General features: G+C 63.7%; 17 protein-coding genes. 10 read left to right on the plus strand and 7 right to left on the minus strand.

The window, feature by feature from the left end; all coding sequences use genetic code 11:
- Positions 1-4: 4 nt before the first annotated feature.
- The 3 genes from kdpB to L0B83_RS09900 are packed head-to-tail and all read right to left on the minus strand — an operon-like array spanning position 5 to position 3,909.
- A complete protein-coding gene (gene kdpB, locus L0B83_RS09890) occupies positions 5-2,140 on the minus strand; it encodes a potassium-transporting ATPase subunit KdpB (RefSeq protein ID WP_234758238.1) in 2,136 nt (711 codons plus the stop codon).
- Positions 2,137-3,804, minus strand: a complete 1,668-nt coding sequence (kdpA, locus tag L0B83_RS09895; RefSeq protein WP_234758239.1) for a potassium-transporting ATPase subunit KdpA — start codon at positions 3,802-3,804, stop codon at positions 2,137-2,139. Before kdpA ends, kdpB begins: the two co-directional genes overlap by 4 nt.
- 6 nt (positions 3,805-3,810) lie before the next feature.
- Positions 3,811-3,909 carry a potassium-transporting ATPase subunit F gene (locus L0B83_RS09900; protein WP_308193976.1) on the minus strand — a complete coding sequence of 33 codons (99 nt, stop codon included), beginning with the start codon at positions 3,907-3,909 and terminating at the stop codon, positions 3,811-3,813.
- A 367-nt stretch (positions 3,910-4,276) separates the two neighbouring features.
- Here L0B83_RS09900 and L0B83_RS09905 point away from each other — a divergent pair, with 367 nt between their 5' ends.
- Complete coding sequence (locus L0B83_RS09905) at positions 4,277-6,253, plus strand: APC family permease (protein ID WP_234758240.1); 1,977 nt, start codon at positions 4,277-4,279, stop codon at positions 6,251-6,253.
- Positions 6,254-7,066: 813 nt separating this feature from the next.
- Positions 7,067-7,642, plus strand: a complete 576-nt coding sequence (locus tag L0B83_RS09910) for a hypothetical protein (protein WP_234758241.1) — start codon at positions 7,067-7,069, stop codon at positions 7,640-7,642.
- 24 nt (positions 7,643-7,666) lie between these two features.
- Here L0B83_RS09910 and L0B83_RS09915 read toward each other — a convergent pair whose 3' ends face one another.
- A complete protein-coding gene (locus tag L0B83_RS09915; protein WP_234758242.1) occupies positions 7,667-8,710 on the minus strand; it encodes a LacI family DNA-binding transcriptional regulator in 1,044 nt (347 codons plus the stop codon).
- A gap of 285 nt (positions 8,711-8,995) precedes the next feature.
- Between L0B83_RS09915 and L0B83_RS09920 the strand changes: the two genes are divergently transcribed.
- Genes L0B83_RS09920 through L0B83_RS09950 form a run of 7 tightly spaced genes read left to right on the plus strand, consistent with a single transcriptional unit; the run spans position 8,996 to position 16,253 of the window.
- Positions 8,996-10,315, plus strand: a complete 1,320-nt coding sequence (locus L0B83_RS09920) for an extracellular solute-binding protein (RefSeq protein ID WP_234758243.1) — start codon at positions 8,996-8,998, stop codon at positions 10,313-10,315.
- A 3-nt stretch (positions 10,316-10,318) separates the two neighbouring features.
- Entirely contained in the window at positions 10,319-11,221 is a 903-nt protein-coding gene (locus tag L0B83_RS09925; RefSeq protein ID WP_234758244.1) for a carbohydrate ABC transporter permease, read from the plus strand.
- Complete coding sequence (locus L0B83_RS09930; RefSeq protein ID WP_234758245.1) at positions 11,221-12,156, plus strand: carbohydrate ABC transporter permease; 936 nt, start codon at positions 11,221-11,223, stop codon at positions 12,154-12,156. Before L0B83_RS09925 ends, L0B83_RS09930 begins: the two co-directional genes overlap by 1 nt.
- A gap of 33 nt (positions 12,157-12,189) precedes the next feature.
- Complete coding sequence (locus L0B83_RS09935) at positions 12,190-13,383, plus strand: Gfo/Idh/MocA family protein (RefSeq protein WP_234758246.1); 1,194 nt, start codon at positions 12,190-12,192, stop codon at positions 13,381-13,383.
- Between the two features lie 12 nt (positions 13,384-13,395).
- Positions 13,396-14,400: a sugar phosphate isomerase/epimerase family protein gene (locus tag L0B83_RS09940; RefSeq protein WP_234758247.1), complete on the plus strand. Its 1,005-nt coding sequence runs from the start codon at positions 13,396-13,398 to the stop codon at positions 14,398-14,400.
- Positions 14,401-14,448: 48 nt separating this feature from the next.
- Positions 14,449-15,147: a ThuA domain-containing protein gene (locus L0B83_RS09945; RefSeq protein WP_234758248.1), complete on the plus strand. Its 699-nt coding sequence runs from the start codon at positions 14,449-14,451 to the stop codon at positions 15,145-15,147.
- Positions 15,132-16,253, plus strand: a complete 1,122-nt coding sequence (locus L0B83_RS09950) for a Gfo/Idh/MocA family protein (protein ID WP_234758249.1) — start codon at positions 15,132-15,134, stop codon at positions 16,251-16,253. Before L0B83_RS09945 ends, L0B83_RS09950 begins: the two co-directional genes overlap by 16 nt.
- Here the strand turns inward: L0B83_RS09950 and L0B83_RS09955 are convergent.
- The 3 genes from L0B83_RS09955 to xylA all read right to left on the minus strand — a co-directional run bounded on the left by L0B83_RS09955 (position 16,235) and on the right by xylA (position 20,304).
- Positions 16,235-17,461, minus strand: a complete 1,227-nt coding sequence (locus L0B83_RS09955; RefSeq protein ID WP_234758250.1) for an ROK family transcriptional regulator — start codon at positions 17,459-17,461, stop codon at positions 16,235-16,237. The genes L0B83_RS09950 and L0B83_RS09955 overlap by 19 nt on opposite strands.
- A 130-nt stretch (positions 17,462-17,591) precedes the next feature.
- Complete coding sequence (gene xylB, locus L0B83_RS09960) at positions 17,592-19,094, minus strand: xylulokinase (protein ID WP_234758277.1); 1,503 nt, start codon at positions 19,092-19,094, stop codon at positions 17,592-17,594.
- Between the two features lie 19 nt (positions 19,095-19,113).
- Positions 19,114-20,304 (minus strand): xylose isomerase, encoded by a 1,191-nt coding sequence (xylA, locus tag L0B83_RS09965; RefSeq protein WP_234758251.1) that lies wholly within the window; start codon positions 20,302-20,304, stop codon positions 19,114-19,116.
- Between the two features lie 214 nt (positions 20,305-20,518).
- Here xylA and L0B83_RS09970 point away from each other — a divergent pair, with 214 nt between their 5' ends.
- Positions 20,519-21,784 (plus strand): FAD-binding protein, encoded by a 1,266-nt coding sequence (locus L0B83_RS09970; protein ID WP_234758252.1) that lies wholly within the window; start codon positions 20,519-20,521, stop codon positions 21,782-21,784.
- Positions 21,785-21,797 lie beyond the last annotated feature (13 nt).

A 21,797-nucleotide genomic window follows, 5' to 3' on the forward strand; every position in this document is an offset into this window, starting at 1 on the left:
TCCTTTAGCCGATACCGGGGATGAGGGAAATCAGCAGGTCGATGAGCTTGATCCCAATGAAAGGTGCCACGAGGCCGCCGAGCCCGTAGATTGCCAGGTTCCGGGCCAGTGCCTGGTTGGCCGAAACAGCGCGGTACTTCACGCCCCGCAGTGCGAGCGGAACCAGCGCGATGATGATCAAAGCGTTGAAGATCACCGCCGACAAGATAGCCGACGACGGCGACGCCAGGCCCATGATGTTCAAGAGGCCGAGGCCCGGGAACGTTCCCGTGAACAGCGCCGGGACGATGGCGAAGTACTTCGCGACGTCGTTCGCCACCGAGAACGTGGTCAGGGCACCGCGGGTGATGAGTAGCTGCTTGCCGATGCCCACGATGTTGATGAGCTTGGTGGGATCGGAGTCCAGGTCCACCATGTTGGCAGCTTCCTTGGCCGCCGGCGTTCCCAAGTTCATCGCGACGCCGACATCCGCGGCGGCGAGCGCCGGCGCATCGTTGGTACCGTCACCGGTCATGGCCACCAGGCGGCCGTGGGCTTGTTCATCCTTGATGACCGCCAGCTTGTCTTCCGGCGTGGCTTCGGCAACGAAGTCGTCGACGCCGGACTCCGCGGCGATCGCCTTGGCCGTGATGGGGTTGTCGCCCGTGATCATCACGGTCCGGATGCCCATCCGGCGAAGTTCGGCGAAGCGGGCGTGCATGCCCGGCTTGACCACGTCGGCGAGGTGGATCGTGCCGAAGACCCGGGCACCGCCGTCGTGCGCCACACCGGCCACCAACAACGGGGTGCCGCCCTGGGCGGAGATTTCCTGCACTTTGTGATCGACCTCGGCGGGCGTTTGGCCGCCGGCCTCGGCGACAAACTTGGCGACGGCGGTCGCGGCGCCCTTGCGGATCTTCCGGCCGTCAAAGTCCAAGCCGCTCATGCGTGTGCTGGCGCTGAACTCAACCACAGCGAAGTCCTCCGAGCTTTTCAGGAGCTCAGCCAAGTCCGGCCCGCCGATGCCCTTTTCTTCCGCGAGTTCCACGATGGAACGGCCCTCGGGTGTCTCGTCGGCCAAGCTGGAAAGCCGGGCCGCTTCAATGAGTTCCTTCCGGTCGACGTCGTGCGCCGGGAAGAAGTTGACCGCGCGGCGGTTGCCGTAGGTGATGGTCCCGGTCTTGTCGAGCAGCAGCGTCGTGATGTCTCCGGCAGTCTCCACGGCCCGGCCGGACGTGGCCAGCACGTTGTGTTGTACCAGGCGGTCCATGCCCGCGATGCCGATAGCCGGAACGAGCGCGCCGATGGTGGTGGGGATCAGGCAGACAAGCAGCGCCACCAGGACAATCGGCGACGGCGTTGCGCCCGCCAGGGAAGCGAAGGGTGCCAGGCTCACGGTGACTGCAAGGAACACGATGGTCAGGGAGACCAGGAGGACGTGGAGGGCAATTTCGTTCGGTGTCTTCTGCCGGACGGCCCCTTCTACGAGCTTGATCATCCGGTCGATGAACGTTTCGCCCGCCTCGGCCGTGATCCGGATGACGATGCGGTCGGAGAGGACTTTGGTACCGCCGGTCACTGAGGAGCGGTCCCCGCCGGATTCGCGAATGACGGGTGCCGACTCACCGGTGATCGTGGATTCGTCAACGCTCGCCAGGCCTTCGATGATTTCGCCGTCCGAGGGGATGACGTCCCCGGCTTCGCAAATCACGACGTCGTTCTTCCGCAGTTCCGTCCCCGGCACTTCCTTGAGGGTGCCGTCCGCCAGCTGAAGCCTGGCAACCACGCCCTTCCGGCTGGCGCGCAGGCTGTCTGCCTGGGCCTTGCCGCGGCCTTCTGCGATGGCTTCGGACAGGGTCCCGAAAAGCACGGTCAGCCAGAGCCAGACCGTCACCGCGATGCCGAACACAGCCGGCTTGAGAATGCAGATGGCCGTGCACAGGGCCGCGCCCACCAGCACAGTGAACATGACCGGGGAATGGATCATCTGCCGGGGTGCCAGCTTCCTGACCGCAAGCGGCAGGGCAGTCCTGATGCTGGCAAAGTCCAGCTTGGCCGGTGCCTTGGTGTGGTGTTTATGCTCCCCCGGCGTGCCCAGGGGGTTGCCGTCCGCGTAGGTCTGGGCGGTGTCCTTGGCGAATGCCGTACCGGACTTGGTCATTTGAGGAGTCCTTCTGCGAGGGGGCCCAGGGAGAGGGCCGGGAAGTAGCTCAAAGCGGTCATGATGACGGTCACGCTGAGCAAGAGGGAACCGAAGAGCCAACCGTGCGTGGGGACGGTGCCGGACGATGCCGGGATCTTGGGTTGTTTGGCGAGGGATCCCGCCAAGGCCAGCACCAACACCATGGGCAGGAACCGGCCCAGCAGCATCGCAACCCCAATCACCGAGGACAGGTAAGGGCCGGAGCTTGTAATCCCTGCAAAGGCCGAACCGTTGTTGTTCGCGGCCGACGTAAAGGCGTACAGCACTTCGCTGAACTGGTGTGGCCCCGAGGCTGGTGCGTTGGCCATGGCATCCGGCAGCAGGACCGTCACCCCGGCCGTGGCCAGCACAATGGTGGGTGTCACGAGGATGTACATCGCCGTCAGCTTCATTTCCCGGGGTCCGATCTTCTTGCCCAGGAACTCCGGGGTGCGGCCCACCATCAGTCCGGCAATGAAGACCGAAACAATGGCGAGGATGAGCAGGCCGTAGAGACCTGATCCCGTGCCACCCGGGGCCACTTCGCCGAGCATCATGTTCAGCATGGTGATCCCGCCGGCCATGGGCGGGATGGAATCGTGGGCGACGTTGATGGCACCCGTGGACGTCAGCGTGGTGGCCGTGGCGAAGATCGAGCTTTGGGCGGCGCCGAAACGTTGCTCAAAACCCTCACCCAAACCGCCCGCGGCCGCAGTAGCAGTTCCTTCAGCGCCGGCAAAAGCCCAGCCCATCAAGACCGTCGATGCAAGCCAGAGGGTGCCCATGACAGCGGCAACCGTGTAACCTTGCCTTTGGTCACCCACCATGCGGCCGTAGGCGTAGGGCAAAGCCGAGGGGATGAGCAGGATCAGGAAGACCTGGAAGAGGCTGATAAAGACGTTCGGGTTCTCGAACGGGTGGGCTGAGTTGGCATTGAAATAGCCGCCTCCGTTGGTGCCCAGGATCTTGATGGCTTCCTGGGATGCGACCGGTCCGCCCGGGATCGTCTGGGTGATACCTGCTGCCTGGTTGGTGACGTCGGTGGACCAGAAAGTCTGCTCGACGCCGCCAATCAACATCACGATGGCAGCGATGGCAGCCATCGGAAGCAGAACCCGGAACGAGGTACGGGCGAGGTCCACCCAGAAATTCCCCAGCCTGTCCGTCCGGGTTCGCGCGATCCCACGGATCAGTGCGACCACCACCACGATTCCGACGGCGGCAGACAGGAAGTTCTGGACGGCCAGCAGGCACATCTGGACGAAGATACCCATGGTGGCCTCAGGGGTGTACACCTGCCAGTTGGTGTTGGTAGCAAAGGAGATGGCCGTATTCATGGCGGTCCACGGATCTACGCCAGGCAGGGAATTGTTTCCAGGCAGGACGCCTTGGAGGCGCTGGAGCAGGAACACCACAAGGATCGATATCGAAGAAAAGACCAAAACACTGCGCAGGTAGATTGCCCAACTCTGCTCAGTGTTCCGGTCTACTCCGGCCAACCTGTAGAAAACCCGCTCCACGCGCGTCGATTTTGTACCTTCAAACACGCGGGCGAGATAGATGCCTAACGGCTTGTGCACCAACACCAGGAGCAACAACAGGACGGCCACTTGGGTAATGAACGAGGCAACACTGAAAACCATCCGCCATCACCACCTTTCCGGGTGGATCAACACGGCCAACAGGTAACCGAAGAGGCACAGGCCCGCGACAAACAGGACCAGCCACATAATGGCGTCAGCGCTCATTGCCCGTTCACCGGCCCGTCGCCGTCGATCATTTTGCCCAGAAGGCGGGCAATCCACATCACGATCCCCATGGACACCACGAAGATCCCCACAACAGCCACGTCGGCCACTGGAACGTCCTTTCATTCGTGCCCCGTTCGCGGGGCTGATGTCAGTCAACTCCTTGGGAGGCGGCGAAAATCGGTTCCTGATGGTTCCTTAACACGGCGGGTCCGAATCTTGACGGCGTCTTAACGGGCGCATGATGGTCCGGCGGACATTGCTGTTAAGGATTCATCAAGATCGGCTTCAACCAGCGAAAACAGCTGCGCACGGTGCTATGTTCAGCAATGATCGCGGTGCCTGCGCGTCGCGCGGAAAGGACACCATGACTACCTTGAGCAGGCCCCCGGCTGATCCCTCGGCCCCACGGCCCGGGGGTATGGCCTCTTTGCGGACATGGCTGCTGTTCGGGCTCCAGGACTCCAAAGGCACGCACCAAGGCCCTGGCGCGGTGGGCGATGCCCATCTGAAGAAGCATTCCTGGTGGCAGGTCATGTGCCTCACCGGCGTCGACTATTTCTCCAGCCTGGGTTATGCGCCGGCCATTGCCGTACTCGCCGCAGGCGTGATCTCCCCGATCGCCACCCTGGTCCTGGTTGGCCTCACGTTGCTTGGCGCCCTTCCGGTGTACCACCGGGTTGCGGGCGAAAGCCCCCGCGGTGAGGGATCGATCGCGATGTTGGAGCGCTTGATGCCCCGCTGGACGGGCAAGTTGTTCGTCCTCGTGTTGCTGGGCTTCGCCGCGACCGACTTCATGATCACCATGACCCTGTCCGCAGCGGATGCCACCGCCCACCTGATCCAGAACCCGATTGCTCCCAACTGGTTGCAGGGACAGAATGTCGCGGTCACGTTGTTCCTGCTCGCACTGCTCGCGGCCGTGTTCCTGCGGGGATTCAAGGAAGCGATCGGGGTCGCCGTTACCCTCGTCGTCGTCTATCTGAGCCTGAATGTCGTGCTCGTATTGGTCACGATGGCTGAAGTCCTTTCCCACCCCGTCGCGGTCACCAACTGGTGGGCCGCATTGTCCGCCTCCCATGGAAACCCGCTGCTGGTTGTCGGCATTGCTTTGTTGGTCTTCCCCAAACTGGCACTGGGCATGTCGGGCTTCGAGACCGGCGTCGCAGTCATGCCGCAGATCAAAGGGGCGCCGGGAGACACCGAGGAGAAACCCTTGGCCCGCATCAAGGGCGCCCGGAGGCTGCTCACGTCAGCCGCGGTGATCATGAGCTCGTTCCTGCTTGCCACCAGCTTCATCACGGTGGTGCTGATCCCGGAGAAGGAGTTCCAGCCTGACGGCCAGGCAAACGGCCGTGCGCTTGCCTTCCTCGCGCACGAATACCTCGGAGTGGGCTTCGGCACCGTCTACGACTTGAGCACCATCACCATCCTCTGGTTCGCCGGGGCCTCGGCCATGGCCGGGCTGCTCAACCTCGTTCCCCGCTACCTCCCCCGCTACGGCATGGCCCCCGAATGGGCCAAAGCAGTGCGCCCGTTGGTCTTGGTGTTCACCCTCATCGGTTTCCTCATCACGTTCCTGTTCAACGCCGACGTCGACGCCCAGGGTGGCGCGTACGCCACCGGCGTGCTGGTCCTGATGACCTCGGCAGCCGTGGCGGTGACGCTCTCGGCACGCCGCTTCAGGGAGCGCAAGCGCACGATCGGATTCGGCGTCATCGCAGTGGTCTTCCTCTACACCACGGTCGCCAACATGTTCGAGCGTCCCGAGGGCATCCGGATCGCGGCGATCTTTATCGTCGGGATCATCGTGATCTCCCTGCTTTCCAGGATCCGGCGTTCCTTTGAACTGCACGCCACCCACGTGCACCTGGACCGCCAGGCATTGGAGTTCATGTCCAATGCGTTGGATGGACCCTTGGCGATCATCTCCCATGAACCGCGCAGGATCACGGCCGAGGCCTACCGTGAGAAGCTGACATCGGCGATTGAGGTCAGCCACCTGCCCTTGGACCAGCAGGCCCTCTTCCTGGAAGTGATCGTGGACGATTCCTCCGACTTCGAAACGGCGCTCGAAGTCCACGGCGTGGTTCGGCACGGATACCAGATCCTGGAAGTCCACGGCCCCGTGATCCCCAACACCATCGCCTCGGTGCTCCTCCACATCCGCGACGTGACTGGTCTCATGCCGCACATCTACTTCCGCTGGACCGAAGGCAACCCGGTCATCAATCTCCTGAAGTTCCTGTTCCTCGGCGAAGGGGAGATCGCTCCGGTCACCCGCGAAGTCCTGCGTGAAGCCGAACCCGACGTCACGCGGCGGCCCTGGGTGCACGTCGGCTGAGCACCGGATGTGACCGGGCGTCGTGGGAAATACCGCCGGATGTGAGCGGGCGTCGCCGAATACGGACGCCTACTCACAGATGAGGTGCAAGACCCCAACCCTCGGTCAGATCTCGGGCCTTGAGCTCAATCGTCCGCTCACCTGACGTGACCGCGCGTCGTGGGAAACACCGCCGGATGTGACCTCGCGTCGTGGGAAACACCGCCAGATGTGACCGCGCGTTGTCGGGCACGGACGCTCACTCACATATGGCGTGCAAAACCTCGACCCTCGGTCAGATCTCGGCCCTTGAGCTCAATCGTCCGCTCACCAGACGTGACCGCGCGTCGTCGGAAATACCACCGGATGTGACCGGGCGTCGTCGGGAACACCGCCGGATGTGACCTCGCGTCGTGGGAAACACCGCCAGATGTGACCGCGCGTTGTCGGGCACGGACGCTCACTCACATATGGCGTGCAAAACCTCGACCCTCGGTCAGATCTCGGCCCTTGAGCTCAATCGTCCGCTCACCTGACGTGACCGCGCGTCGTGGGAAACACCGCCGGATGTGACCTCGCGTCGTGGGAAACACCGCCAGACGTGACCGGGCGTCGCCGGAAACACGGCCAGACGTGACCGCGCGTCGTGGGAAATACCGCCGGATGTGACCGGGCGTCGGAAGGCACTGAGCCGTTAAGAGAGCGCTAAAACTCCGGCCGGCCGTATATGGAAAGCATTAAGACCGCTTCTGGCGGATCCATTCGGTGGTCTGATCGAGGGAGGAATCCACGGCCACCCGGGCCGTGGACGAGTCCCTCGCAGGAGTTGGCGTCATGATGAACGACTATGTGGTGGTGGATGACGTCGGTGACTTCTCGTACTACCCGTCCGAGACAGCCATGCTCGACGACTTGGAATACGTTGACGAGGCAGCATGCATTGTTGACCGGGCCGGCCACGACTACCGCCTGACAATGGATAGTGACAGGCACCTGCGCCTGGGCCCCTCCTTGGGCACCGTTGAATTCAACTGGCTCCGCCAAGCGTGGGCGAACAACCAGCGGAGGAACATGCAGAGCCATCCCTTGCAGCGGTTCTACCCGACAACGCTCGAGGCCCTCCTTTCGGGGCTATTTGAAATGCTCTACCTCGAACACGCGGGCAGGACCTCGGGCGCACCGTGGATCCTGGAGGCAGACGGCGAAGTAACCCACCCGGCGACGCTCCAGGAGGTCAACAGCCTCCTCGCACATTCGGACCACCTCGAACGGGTCACAGTGCATGACCCCTTCGGCCATGACTACCAGCCCATCCGGCACGCGGGGCACCGGTTCTTCCTTCCCACCGCGGGATCCGTCTACTACGTGGAGGTCCCTGGACGGTTCAAGAGGACCAGCGTCCACCACTGACTCGCCTGCACCGTCGACGCCGGTTCACTGCACCGACGCCGGCGGGGCCGTTGATTCGCGGACCACGAGATGCGTGGCGAGTTCCACGCGCCGCGAGTCCAAGGCGTCACCGCGGATTTGGCGAAGCACGAAGCGCAGGGCGGCCCGGCCCATTTCCTGCAGTGGCTGGGACACGGAAGTCAGCGGCGGCACCGACTCCTCCGCTTGGTAGGTTCCGTCGAATCCCACCACGCTGATGTCGTCCGGGATGCGGATCTTTTGCCGCCGCGCCTCGGCGAGCACGCCCAAGGCGATGCTGTCGCTGGCGGCAAAGATGGCCGTTGGGCGCTCTTCGAGTTGAAGCAGGGTTTTCATTCCCGTTACACCGTGTTCGGAGCGGAAGGGTCCGGAGAGGATGTAGCGCTCCTCGACGGGCACCCCTTTCGCCATCAGTGCCGCCATGTAGCCGTGCAGGCGGGCCTGGTTGCACTCCGCTGCTTCCGGTCCACCCAAGTACGCTATCCGGCGGTGCCCCAGGTCCAGCAGATGGGCTGTTGCAGCTTTGCCGCCCGCCCAGTTGCTGGCGCCCACGCTGACCACGTCGCCGGGCGGCGGGTTGAGCGGGTCAATGACAACGATAGGTATCTGCCGCCGTCGAAATGGATCCAGCTGGGCAGAACTGAACGCAGAGGTCACCACGATCATGCCGCTGCGGCCTTCTTCGACGATCCGCTGCGCCCGTTGCTCAAGGCTCAACTTCGACGCCGACTGCTGGCCCGTGATGTGGAGCAGGACCTCGACGTCGGAGGCGGCCGCATGTGCCATCACGCCATTGAGCACTTCCACTCCATACGCCGAATTCAAGGTGTCGAACACTACCTCCACCACCGGCCGGCGGGTCTCGATGTTCTTGCGCTGAAGCGGTGACTTGTATCCAGTCCGCTCCAAGGCGGTCAGGACTTTGGCGCGGGTACCAGCGGCGACGTCTTCGCGTCCATTGACCACCTTGGACACGGTCGGCATCGAGACGCCCGCTTCCCGGGCGATGGCGGCCAATGTCACCTTCGCGGGACTCTCATTGCTGGCCATGGATCCTCAACTCTTTCGAAATATTTCGTTGACCCAAGTCTGAGGTGTGCAGCAGGAAGAGTCAAACGTCATTTCGTAAATGAGTTGAACTTTATGCCGGAAGCACCTTGACGGTGATCCACACCACAGCTAAGTTTGCCTAACGGACCGAAAAGATCTTCGAAATATTTCGAGATTTGGGGTCAAGCATATTCAGCGGCAGTGCGGCCTCGCTCCCCGAGGGCCGGACTCCGAAACCAATAGCCGGGCAATCAGCGTCGAGCCCGGAGGACGAATGGAATTGCAATGGTAAAACTCGCGTTGCGCTCAGCAGCGATCGCCGTCACTGCTGCGGCCGTATCGATCTCACTCGCGGCCTGCGGATCAAGCGGACCGGCAAGTTCAGCAGGAAACGCAGATTCGGCCACCATGTGGGGCCTCACGGGCGGCAACCAGCCCGTGCTCCAGAAGTCCATCGATGCATGGAACAAAGCCCACCCAGACGAGACAATCAAGCTCGACTTCTTCGCGAACGACGCGTACAAGACCAAGGTGCGCACCGCCGTCGGCGCCGGCCAGGGACCCACCTTTATTTACGGTTGGGGCGGCGGCGTGCTGAAGTCCTATGTGGACGCCGGCCAAGTTGCCGACCTGTCTGATTTCGTAGCGTCAAACCCCGATGTCAAGAACCGCTACCTGCCGTCCGTGCTCAAGAACGGCGTGATCGACGGTAAGACATATGCCCTGCCCAACAACAACGTGCAGCCCGTTGTCCTGTACTTCAATAAGGACGTCTTCGACAAGATCGGTGCACAGGCACCGAAGACGTGGGACGAACTGATGGCCCTGGTGCCGAAGTTCAAGGCAGCCGGCATCGCACCCTTCTCTTTGGGTGGCCAGTCCAAGTGGCCGGACCTCATGTGGCTCGAATACCTCGTTGAGCGCATCGGCGGACCCGAGGTCTTCGCGAACATCGCCGCGAACAAGCCAGGCGCCTGGTCCGACCCGGCCGTCAAGGAAGCCCTGACCAAGATCCAGGAACTCGTGGACGCAGGCGGCTTCGTCAACGGCTTCTCTTCCATTGCCGCCGACAGCAACGCGGACCAGGCCCTCCTCTACACCGGCAAGGCCGCCATGATCCTGCAGGGCGGGTGGATCTATCAGAGCATGAAGAAGGATGCCGCTGGCTTCGTCAAGGGTGGCAAGCTGGGCTTCACCACCTTCCCGACGGTTTCCGGCGGCAAGGGCGATCCTGCCGACGTCGTGGGCAATCCGTCCAACTTCTGGTCGATCTCTTCAAAGGCCACTGATAGCCAAAAGAAGGCAGCACTCGACTACGTCAAGAGCGGGATGTTCACCGACGCCGACACCCAGGCATTGATCGACTCAGGGGCAGTTCCCGTGATCACGGGAATCGAAAGCAAATTGGCCGCATCGCCGGACAAGGACTTCCTCAGCTACGTCTATGGCATGGCCAAGAACGCCCCGACCTTCACCCTCTCCTGGGACCAGGCCCTCAGCCCCGCCCAGGGAGACGCCATGTTGGCGAACCTGGACCAGATCTTCCTGAAGAAGATCAGCCCCGATCAGTTCGTCTCAAGCATGAACGCAACGATCGGAAAGTAGCCAGTGTCTACCTCAACCGGTTCTTCCCGGCGGGTCCTTGAAAAGGGCCCGTCGGGGTGGCTGGCCGCACCAGCCCTCGTCTTCTTTCTCATCTTCGCCATCATCCCGCTCTTCGGAGTGCTTTTCCTCAGCTTCACCAAATGGGACGGGCTGGGCGAAATCAAGCTGGACGGCTTGTCCAGTTGGACTACGGTCCTGACCGACCCCGTCACCGGCAACGCCCTGTGGGTCACCGCGAAGATCATGTTCTTCTCGTTCATCGTCCAAGCCCCCATCAGCCTGCTCCTCGGAGTGTTCACGTCCGCGTCCCAGAAATACCGCGCGGCCCTCGCCGTCCTTTACTTCGTGCCGCTGCTGCTGTCTTCCGCTGCCGTCGCCATCGCTTTTAAGGCCCTCTTGGACCCGAACTTCGGGCTCGGTCCGGGCTTGGGCCTTCCATTCCTCGCCCAGGACTGGCTCGGCAACTCGGATTTGGTGTTGTTCGTCGTCGTCTTCGTCATCGCCTGGCAGTTTGTCCCGTTTCACACGCTCATCTACCAAGGCGGTGTACGCCAGATCCCGGCGTCGCTGTACGAAGCCGCGCAAATCGATGGCGCTGGGCGCGTCCAGCAGTTCTTCGCCATCACCCTGCCCCAGTTGAAGTACACCATCATCACGTCCTCCACCCTTATGGTGGTCGGCTCCTTGGCCTACTTCGACCTCGTCTTCGTCCTCACCGGCGGAGGGCCCGGCTACTCCACGCGGCTGCTGCCGCTGCACATGTACCTGACCGGTTTCAAGGCCAACGATATGGGAGCGGCAAGTGCCCTGGGCGTCATCCTCGTGGTGATCGGCCTTGCCCTGGCGCTCCTTCTGCAAAGGCTCGGTGGCAAGAACCGCAACGCTAGTCAATTGGAAGGTGCCTGATGGCTTCCACAACCCAGGTTCCCGCGCCGCCGGCAAGGCGGACCGCTCTGAGCAACAAGCAAGGCCATAAGCACGGCCACAAGCACGGTCAGCGATCAAAGGGCGCCAAAGGTCCCGGACGGCTCCGGCCCAACTACCTGGGCGGACTGGGCGGTTGGCTCTGGCTGGCGATCATCATCGTCCCTATCTACTACGTCGTAGTGACCAGCCTGAAGGACCAGGCCGGGTTCTTCACCTCGAACCCGATGATGCCGCCCACCGAACCGACCCTGGACAACTTCAAACTGGTCCTGGACAACGACTTCACCAGGTATTTCTCCAACAGCCTGATCGTCACAATCGGTAGCGTGGTGCCGGCACTCCTGGTCTCCTTCATGGCCGCGTATGCGATCGTGCGAGGGAAGGGCCGGTTCCTGACCTGGACGAACAACACGTTCCTCCTGGGTTTGGCCATCCCGCTGCACGCCACGATCATTCCTATCTACTGGATGATCACCAAGGCGCATCTCTATGACACCTTGTTGGCGCTGATCCTGCCCTCCATCGCGTTCGCCATTCCCATTTCCGTCCTCATCCTGAGCAACTTCCTGCGGGACGTCCCCAATGAATTGTTCGAGTCCATGCGGCTCGACGGTTGCTCGGACTGGGCCATGATGTGGCGGCTCGCGCTTCCCATGACGCGTCCCGCCGTCGTGACCGTGGGAATCTACAACGCCCTCGGCGTTTGGAACGGATTCCTCTTCCCGCTGATCCTGACGCAAAGCCCGTCCACCCGCGTCCTGCCGCTGTCCCTCTGGACGTTCCAGGGCGAGTTCAGCGTCAACATCCCGGCCGTGCTGGCGTCCGTGGTCCTCGCCACCTTGCCGCTGCTGGTGATCTACGTGGTGGCCCGCCGCCAACTGCTCAGCGGGTTGACCGCAGGATTCAGCAAGTAGCCAACGCTTCGAGCAAGCATGAAAGGAAACACAATGACTACGGCAAAGCCCTTGCGGGTCGGCATGGTCGGCTACGCATTCATGGGTGCCGCCCACTCCCACGCCTGGCGGACAGCGCCGCGGTTCTTCGACCTTCCGCTGGATCCGCAGCTCACAGCGCTTTGCGGCCGGAACGAAGAAGGCGTGCGGGCGGCTGCGGGCAAGCTCGGCTGGGGTTCGGTGGAGACGGATTGGCGCCGGCTCGTCGAGCGGGACGACATCGACCTGATCGACATATGCACCCCCGGGAATACCCACGAGGAGATCGCGATCGCGGCCCTGGCGGCCGGCAAGCATGTGCTCTGCGAGAAGCCCCTGGCCAACTCGGTGGAGCAGGCGGAGCGCATGACCGAGGCCGCCCAAGCCGCGGCGGAACGCGGCGTGCTCTCGATGTGCGGCTTCAGCTACCGCCGCACTCCGGCGTTGTCCCTGGCCCGGCGGATGGTCGAAGAAGGCCGGCTGGGAACCATCCGGCACGTGCGGGCACAGTACCTGCAGGACTGGCTCAGTGACGAAAACGCTCCCATGACCTGGCGGCTGGACAAGTCCAAGTCCGGGTCGGGTTCCTTGGGCGACATCGGAGCACACAGCATCGACGCCGCGCAGTGGGTCACCGGGCAGCAGATCTCAGGCGTTTCCGCGCTCCTGGAAACGTTCGTCCACGAGCGACCGTTGGCCGGAGACCTCGTGGGACTGGGCGGCCATGGCGACGTCGGCGCGGATGCGCCGCGCGGCACGGTCACGGTCGATGACGCCGCCATTTTCAGCGCAAGGTTCGACGGCGGCGGCAATTCAGCGGGCGCCGTCGGGGTTTTCGAGGCCACGCGTTTCGCGCTGGGACGGAAGAACGCCATGCGCCTGGAGGTCAACGGCACCAAGGCATCGTTGGCGTTCGATTTCGAGGACATGAATGTCCTGTCCTTCTACGACGCGGCCGAATCGCCCGACGCAGGGTTCCGCCGGATCTTCGTCACGGAACCTGAGCACCCCTATGTCGGCAATTGGTGGCCCACCGGGCACGGCCTCGGATACGAACACGGCTTCACGCACCAAGTGGTGGACCTCGTGACCGCGATCGGCGCAGGTGAGCAGCCCTCGCCGTCGTTCGCTGATGCCTTGCAAGTGCAAAAAGTGCTGGCCGCCGTTGAAGCCAGCGCCGCAGAGTCCAGCCGCTGGCAGAAAGTCTAGGAGCGAATCCCCATGACAAGACCCATCACACTATTCACCGGCCAGTGGGCCGACCTGCCCTTCGAAGAGGTCGCCCGGCTCGCGGGCGAATGGGGCTTCGACGGGCTCGAGATCGCCTGCTGGGGCGATCACCTGGACCCCCACCGCGCCTCCGTCGACGACGGCTATGTCCAAGAACGCCTCGACATCCTGGAAAAGAACGGCCTTCAGGTTTTCGCGATCGCCAACCATCTCACAGGCCAAGCCGTGTGCGACGACCCCATCGATGAGCGCCACCGGGACATCCTCTCCGACGAAGTGTGGGGCAACGGCGACGCCGAAGGGGTGCGGCAGCGGGCTGCCGAGGCAATGAAGGACACGGCCAGGGCCGCGGCACGCCTCGGCGTCAACACCGTCACCGGGTTCACGGGCTCCTCAATCTGGAAGGCCGTTGCCATGTTCCCGCCCGCGTCGGAGGTGATGATCGAGCGCGGTTACCAGGATTTCGCGGATCGGTGGAATCCGATCCTTGATGTTTTCGACGAGGTGGGGGTCCGCTTCGCACTGGAAGTCCACCCCTCCGAGATTGCTTACGACTACTGGACCGCAAAGCGTGCCCTCGAAGCGGTGGGGCACCGGGAGAGCTTCGGGTTGAACTTCGATCCGTCCCACTTCATCTGGCAGGACCTGGATCCGGTGATGTTCCTCCAGGATTTCGCGCCGAAGATCTTCCATGTGCACGTCAAGGAATCCATTCGCCAGCTCAACGGCCGCAATGGCCGGCTCGGATCCCACTTGCCGTGGGCGGATCCCCGCCGGGGCTGGGACTTCGTCACAGCGGGCCACGGTGACGTGAATTGGGAGCCGATCTTCCGCACCCTCAATGCCATCGGCTATGAAGGGCCAACCAGCGTCGAGTGGGAAGACGCGGGCATGGACCGCCTTGTGGGCGCGCCGCAATCCTTGGCCATGGTCCGGGAACTCGCGGCCATCGCCCCTCCAGTCGCAGCTTTCGACGCCGCTTTCTCAAGCCGCTGACCATTTCGTTTTTCGGCCGACCGGCCGCAGTTCTATGCAAAGGAAACCATGACTGACAAGATGACCGCCCTGGTGGTCCGTGGCGGATGGGATGGCCACCAACCGTTCGAAGCCACAGAACTCTTCATCCCGTTCCTCAAGGAGAACGGCTACGACGTCCGGGTGGAAGAATCCCCAAAGGTATATGCCGATTCGGCATATATGTCCGGCGTGGACTTGGTTGTGCAATGCATGACGATGTCCACGATCGAGAAGGAGGAATTCGAGGGGCTCCGCACCGCCGTCGAAAACGGCACCGGACTTGCGGGCTGGCACGGCGGCATCGCTGATTCCTACCGAAACAACTCGGACTACCTGCACCTCATCGGCGGCCAGTTCGCGTGCCATCCGGGCAAACATCCGGATGAACGCATCGGCGAGCAGTCGGACAATTACGTGCCCTACACGGTGAACATGCTCCCGGCTGCCGCGAACCACCCGATCACCAAGGGCATCGGCGACTTCGATTTGGTCACCGAGCAGTACTGGGTGTTGTCCGACGACTACATCGACGTCCTCGCCACCACCACGCAGAAGGTGAGGGAGTGGGACCCCTGGAACCGGGAAGTCACCTCACCAGCCATCTGGACCCGGCAGTGGGGCGAGGGACGGATCTTCGTCTGCACCCCGGGTCACCGCGTAGAAATCCTCCAGGACAGCAACGTCCGCACGATCATCGAAAGGGGCATGCTGTGGGCAAGCCGTTAAGGGTAGGAATCATCGGCTGCGGCGCCATCATCGCGCAGTACCTCGCAAACTTCCGCCGATTGGAGGCCATCGAATTGGTGGCTGTGGCGGACCTCGATCCCGCGCGCGCCCAGGCGGTGGCAGACTCCTACGACGGCGTCCGCGCGGTGACCGTCGACGAACTCCTCGCGGCGGACGACGTCGAGCTCGTCCTCAACCTCACCATTCCGGCCGCGCATGCGCCGATCGCCTTGAAGGCGATCGCCGCCGGCAAGAGTGTTTACGGGGAGAAGCCCCTCGCCGCGACTACCGCCGAGGCACGGCAAGTGCTCGACGCGGCACGGCAAGCCGGCGTCGTGGTCGGCTGCGCACCGGATACGGTGCTCGGCACCGGAATCCAGACGGCCCGCAAAGCGATCGACGACGGCTTGATCGGTGCGCCGATCTCGGCCACGGCGACCATGGTGACACCGGGACACGAGCGCTGGCACCCCAACCCGGACTTCTACTACCAGCCCGGCGGCGGACCGCTCCTGGACATGGGTCCTTACTACGTGAGCGCCCTCGTCACGCTGCTGGGCCCGGTGGTTTCGGTCATTGGAGCCGCAAGCCACACCCGGAATACACGCACCATTGGTTCGGGTCCGCGCGAGGGCGAGGTGATTCCGGTAGCCATCGATTCGCACGTGACCGGTGTCCTGGTCCATGCCTCCGGGGCACTGTCAACACTGGTGATGAGCTTCGACGCTGTGAAAACCAAGTCGCCCAACATCGAGGTCCACGGTGCGGCGGGGTCCCTCGTTGTGCCGGATCCGAACCACTTCGACGGCGATGTCGAGCTCTTCACACTTGGCTCCGACTCTTGGCAGACCCTACCGGTCTCGGCTGGCTACATCGATTCGGGCCGGGGCTTCGGGATCGCCGACCTCGCCGCGACGCCGGCCGGGGCTGAACCCCGCGCGGGCGGCCAATTGGCGTTCCACGCCCTGGAGGTCATGGAATCCGTGCTGGCATCTGCCCACAGTGGCTCAGCGGTGACGATCGAAAGCACGGTTGCCCGGCCGGACCTCGTGGAGCTGACCGCCCTGGCTACCCCGCTCGCGGAGGTTCAGGGAATCAGTTCGTAGGCCTGGCTCAAAATTCTCCGGACTGAGGTTGCCGCGGCGCCCCTGAGGGCCCCAGTCCGCCCCAGTCCGGAGAACGCCAGGTTTTCTGGCGGGATCAATCCCGGCGCGTGCCGGTCAAGGCTCCCGCGCAGAGCGGGAGCGATCCATTCCTCGAGCGCGGCGAAATGACCGCCCAGCACGACGGCGGAGATGTTCGCCACCCGGGCAGTCGAGGCCACCCCGATTCCGAGATAGTGCCCCGCCTGTTGCACTGCTGAAACCGCCCGCTCAGCGCCCTGTGCAAGGTGGCTCAGCAGTTCATCCATTGGCTTTGCAGTCGAGCCCCTGTCTATTCCGGCGGAGGCATAGATGGCCTCCTGCCCCGCGAAGGTTTCGAGGCAGCCCTGGCCGCCGCAGGCGCACAGCGGCCCGTCGGGGTGCACCACGACGTGCCCGATCTCACCGGCGTGGCCCTGCGGACCCGCGAAAAGCCGGGAAGCTATGACCAGCCCGCCGCCGACGCCCACTTCGCCGGAAATGTAGAGGAAGTCCCGGAACCTCCCGTTGGTGCCATGACCTGCGCCGTGATCTGCGCCGTGCCCAAACCAGAGCTCCGCAAGCGCGGCGCTATTGGCCTCGTTGGAGAGGGTTACACCGAAGGGTGCTTCGGGCAGCAGCCTGGGCAGCTCTTCGGAGAGCCGGACGTCGGCCCAGCCCAGGTTCGGCGCGGCGAGCACCACATTGCGTTCCGTATCCACCAATCCGGGCACGGTCAGTTCCCCGCCGAGAAGTTCGACGCCAGCGTCGGCCGCCATAGTCGCTGCCCGCTCTGCCATGGCGAGGAGGAGCGGCATGAGGTCCGAGGGCCGGCTTCCACGGTTGTGCCGTTCCAAGGTTTCGTGGAAGACCAATTCCCCCGCGAAGTCCAGGACTCCCACCGCGAGATAGTCCACGTTGATTTCGGCGGCCAAAACGCCGCGGGCCGGATTGAGGACCAGACCGGTTCCCGGCCGTCCGCGTTCGCCATCGCGGGTAGCCGTTATTTCCTGCACCAGGCCTGATTCGAGCAAGTCGGTGACAAGGCTCGAAACGGAGGCTTTCGTCAGGCCGCTTTCGGCGGCAAGCTGCGCCCGCGTGGCTCCGCCGTTCCTTTGGATCCCGGCGAGTACGAGTGCCAGGTTCTGCCTTCGGACATCGCCCACTCTCCCGGGCGCCGGCGTGGCGGCCATTTTTCCTCCAGGATCCTGTTTTTGAGTGCGTGAATTACATCATCATTCAAGGATCCGAGCTTGTCTGCCATTTGGACCGCGCCGTGGCTACCGGCTTAGGGAATCACGGGGCGGTCCAGTTGCCGCTGGTTCAGTTGCCGCTATCAGCGCGGGCACTGGCCTTCCTGTAGTTCCGGCCGATCGAAGCCCGGAAATCAGGTTCGGGTGTGGCATCCAGGGCCACAGGCCAATCCGGCCGGTGGCCCGCGAGCGCCCACGCTGCCTGCACGGCAGCTCCCCGCGAAACGTACTCGCCGGGGGTCGGCACAACCACGGGAACGTCGAAAACCTGTGCCGCGACCCGTTGCACGGCAGGGTTCTGTACAGCTCCCCCGATCAACAGCAACCTCTCCGCACGGACCCCCTGGCCGCGCAGCGCGTCCAAGCCTCCGGCGAGTCCACACAGCATGCCTTCGATAGCAGCCCGGGCGATATTCGGCCTTGTGGTCGAGGCAATGCTGAGGCCGTGGAAACTGGCCTTCGCGTGCGGCAGGTTTGGAGTCCGTTCCCCTTCGAAATACGGAACCAGCACCACCCCTCCTGAGCCAGGCTCGGCCTCCAGGGCGAGCCTGGAGAGCTCGTCGAAGTCGACGTCTAGAAGCGACGCAACCGAGCTGAGCACGCGGGCGGCGTTCAGCGTGACTGCGATGGGCAGATACTCCCCGCTCGCGTCCGCGAAGCCGGCAACTGTCCCGCTCGTATCGCTCCCTGGGGAAGAATCGACGGCGAACACCGTACCGCTGGTACCCACGGACACCACGACGTCGCCCGGTTTGGCCCCGAGTCCAAGCGCCGCTGCGGCGTTGTCGCCGGCTCCGACGCCGAGCACGATCCCGCCTTCAATAGCGCTGCCTCCACCAGGACCTGAGAAACACTCCGGGTGCACGCGGCCTGCGGTGCCCCCCGGGCCAAGCACGCGGGGCAAGACGACCACTCCAGGCGCCGCCGTGGCTGACCCGCCCGATGCCTCCCTGGCGTCCTGGCCGAACGCCAGCTTGAACAAGTCCAGATCGTAGCGTCCGGTCAGTGGGCTCCAGTAGCCGGTCCCGCTGGCGTCAGATCGGTCAGTGGTGAGTTCGTCCAGGTCTGGTCCCAGCGGGCTGCAGCCGGCCGGGCCGTAACCGCGCAGTCGCCAGGTGAGCCAGTCGTGGGGAAGCGCCACGGCGGCCACCCTGGCCATGCTTTCGGGTTCGTGGTCCCTGATCCAGCGGATCTTCGTGATGGTGAACGAAGCCACGGGCACCAGACCGGTCCGCCGGGCGAAGTCCTCTGCCCCTACTTCCGCGGTGAGATCTTCCGCCGACCCGGCCGAGCGCGTGTCATTCCACAGCAACGCCGGCCGCACCACGTTGCCGTCGCGGTCCAGCAGCACCATGCCGTGCTGCTGGCCGCCTACGGACAGCGCCCTGACGTCGGCCAGGCCGCCGGCGTCGTTGAACGCTTCTGAAAGCGCGCGCCACCACCCGTCCGGATGGACTTCCGTTCCATCCGGGTGGGCCGCCCGGCCCGAGCGGACGAGCGCACCGCTTTCCGCGTCCAGCACCACCACTTTGCAGCTTTGAGTGGAGGAATCGACTCCGGCAACAAGGTTCAAGGAAGCGGCGGCCACGGGGTCAGCGCGCTCCGAGGAGGTGCTCGATGAAGAGCTGCTGAAGCTTCACGAAACCGAAGCCCTTGCCGCCGAAGTAGGCATCAGCGTCAAAGTCCTCGTAGGCGGACTTGTCCGCACGCAGTTGTTCGTAGCCTTCGCCCGGATTCAGGGTGGGTTCGTTGATTTCGGCCACGCGTGAAGCCTGCAGTGCTTCCTGGACCTCGGGGTCGGCGCGGAATGCCTTGGCGCGCTCCTTGAGCAGCAAGTAAGTCTGCATGTTCGCGGCCGCGGAGTCCCACACGCCGGCGATGTCCTCGGTACGGCTCGGCTTGTAGTCGAAGTGGCGCGGGCCCTGGTAGGACGGGCCGCCGTCGGGACCGCCGTTTTCGAGCAGGTCCACCAGGGAGAAAGCGTTCTGCAGGTCGCCGTGGCCGAACACCAGGTCCTGGTCGAATTTGATGCTGCGCTGGCCATTGAGGTCGATGTGGAAGAGCTTGCCTTGGTACAGCGCCTGGGCAATGCCGTGGGTGAAGTTCAGGCCGGCCATTTGCTCGTGCCCGGTTTCGGGGTTGATTCCCACAAGCTCGGGACGTTCCAGGGTGTCGATGAAGGCAAGGGCGTGGCCCAGGGTAGGGAGCAGGACGTCGCCGCGGGGTTCGTTCGGCTTCGGTTCGATCGCGAAGCGGATGTTGTAGCCCTTGTCCGTGACGTAGTCGCACAGCAGGTTCACGGCCTCGCGGTACCGTTCCAACGCGCCGCGGATGTCCTTGGCGGCGTCGTACTCGCTGCCTTCGCGGCCACCCCACATGACGAAGGTCTCGGCGCCGAGTTCAGCGGCGAGGTCGATGTTGTCCAGCACCTTGCGCAGGGCGAAGCGGCGGACGCCCCGGTCGTTGCTCGTGAAGCCGCCGTCCTTGAAGACGGGGTGGCTGAAGAGGTTTGTGGTGACCATCGGAACGATCATCCCGGTGGCCTTGAGAGCACCTTGCAGGCGGTCGATTTCGCGCTGGCGATCGGCAGCCGAGCAGCCAAACGGGAACAGGTCATTGTCGTGGAAAGTGATGCCGTAGGCGCCAAGGTCGCTGAGCCGGTTGACGGCTTCCACGGTGTCCAGGGGCGGGCGGGTGGCTGAACCGAACTGGTCCTGCGCCTCCCAACCCACGGTCCAGAGACCGAACGAGAACTTGTCTTCACGGGTGGGCTGAATCGTCATTGATGCTCCAGGTAGTCGATCGTGCAGTCGAAAGTGTTTGTTTCGCTATCCAACATATTATGGATTTCCGTGATGTCAACCACATGGAGCGCTCTAAGTTTTTCCATTTCGCTGATGTAAAGTTCTGAGAAGACCTAGCGCATGGGCGATCCGACAGTTATGTTGTTGTGAACATCAAATAGGGCCATCGGGTCCTCGAACAAGGGGTTCAAGCGTGACTGATCAGCTGGTGGCGGAACGCAACTGGGCAGGTAACTACAGCTACCGGGCACCACAACTCGCGCATCCGTCCAGCGTGGAGGAACTCCAGGGCCTCGTGGCAGGCGCCAGGAAGATCCGCGCGCTGGGCTCAAGGCATTCCTTCAACTCCATCGCGGACACAGCCGGCACCCTCGTGGTGCTGGACCGGCTCGATCCGGACATCAGGGTGGACGCCGCGAACCTGACCGTCACGGTCAACGGCGGCACACGGTACGGGACCTTGGCGGCAGAACTCCAGCGCCAAGGCTTCGCCCTGCACAACCTCGCATCGCTCCCCCACATTTCGGTGGCGGGAGCGGTCGCAACCGCCACGCACGGATCCGGTGACGCCAACGGGAACCTGGCCACGGCCGTCGCGGGCCTTGAAGTGGTGACCGCGGACGGCAGCACTCTCAGGGTGCGCCGCGGCGACGAGGACTTTGACGGGATGGTGGTGGGACTTGGCGCACTTGGCGTCGTGACCAAACTGACCCTGGACATCCGCCCAAGCTTCGACGTCGCCCAGAGCGTGTTCGAAAACCTCAGCTGGGACGCCGTCCTGGAAAACTTCGACCGGATAACCTCCTCCGGGTATAGCGTCAGCCTGTTCACCGATTGGAGCGGAGAGACGGTGGGCCAGGCGTGGATCAAGAGGCGCACCGGCGGCCCGGCGCTGGAAATGTCGGACTTCTTCGGCGGCACCCCTGCAATTGACGCCCGGCACCCCCTTCCCGGCGTGTCAGGCAGCAACTGCACGCAGCAGCTCGGCATTGCCGGGCCTTGGTCCGACCGGCTGGCCCATTTCCGGATGGAATTCACTCCCAGCAAAGGCGACGAGCTTCAGAGCGAGTACCTCATCCCCCGTGAATACGCCGTGGATGCCCTCCGCACCATGCGCGGGCTCTCCGCCGTCGTGACTCCGCTGCTGTTGGTTGGCGAAATCCGCACTGTGGCCGCCGACCAACTTTGGCTGAGCCCCAACTATGGCCGTGACGGCATCGGTTTGCACTTCACGTGGCGGCAGGACCAGCCGGCCGTCGAAGCTATCCTGCCGCTGCTTGAGGCGGAACTTGCTCCGTTCGCGGCGAGGCCGCACTGGGGCAAGCTGTTCGACGCCGGGGCTGCCGCCGTCGCGCCTTTATACCCTCGCTTTGGCGACTTCATCGCCCTTGCCGAGCGTCTCGATCCGTCCGGAAAGTTCCGCAACGACTTCCTGGACCGAACAGTGTTTGGGAGCTGATATTGTCGCGATG

The sequence above is a fragment of the Arthrobacter alkaliphilus genome (assembly GCF_021483235.1).
GTDB classification, from domain to species: domain Bacteria; phylum Actinomycetota; class Actinomycetes; order Actinomycetales; family Micrococcaceae; genus Arthrobacter; species Arthrobacter alkaliphilus.

Coding starts and splice junctions, on each gene's coding strand:
- kdpB (WP_234758238.1), bottom strand. CDS start 2,140: ATGACCAAGTCCGGTACGGCATTCGCCAAGGACACCGCCCAGACCTAC.
- kdpA (WP_234758239.1), bottom strand. CDS start 3,804: ATGGTTTTCAGTGTTGCCTCGTTCATTACCCAAGTGGCCGTCCTGTTG.
- L0B83_RS09900 (WP_308193976.1), bottom strand. CDS start 3,909: ATGAGCGCTGACGCCATTATGTGGCTGGTCCTGTTTGTCGCGGGCCTG.
- L0B83_RS09905 (WP_234758240.1), top strand. CDS start 4,277: ATGACTACCTTGAGCAGGCCCCCGGCTGATCCCTCGGCCCCACGGCCC.
- L0B83_RS09910 (WP_234758241.1), top strand. CDS start 7,067: ATGATGAACGACTATGTGGTGGTGGATGACGTCGGTGACTTCTCGTAC.
- L0B83_RS09915 (WP_234758242.1), bottom strand. CDS start 8,710: ATGGCCAGCAATGAGAGTCCCGCGAAGGTGACATTGGCCGCCATCGCC.
- L0B83_RS09920 (WP_234758243.1), top strand. CDS start 8,996: ATGGTAAAACTCGCGTTGCGCTCAGCAGCGATCGCCGTCACTGCTGCG.
- L0B83_RS09930 (WP_234758245.1), top strand. CDS start 11,221: ATGGCTTCCACAACCCAGGTTCCCGCGCCGCCGGCAAGGCGGACCGCT.
- L0B83_RS09935 (WP_234758246.1), top strand. CDS start 12,190: ATGACTACGGCAAAGCCCTTGCGGGTCGGCATGGTCGGCTACGCATTC.
- L0B83_RS09940 (WP_234758247.1), top strand. CDS start 13,396: ATGACAAGACCCATCACACTATTCACCGGCCAGTGGGCCGACCTGCCC.
- L0B83_RS09945 (WP_234758248.1), top strand. CDS start 14,449: ATGACTGACAAGATGACCGCCCTGGTGGTCCGTGGCGGATGGGATGGC.
- L0B83_RS09955 (WP_234758250.1), bottom strand. CDS start 17,461: ATGGCCGCCACGCCGGCGCCCGGGAGAGTGGGCGATGTCCGAAGGCAG.
- xylA (WP_234758251.1), bottom strand. CDS start 20,304: ATGACGATTCAGCCCACCCGTGAAGACAAGTTCTCGTTCGGTCTCTGG.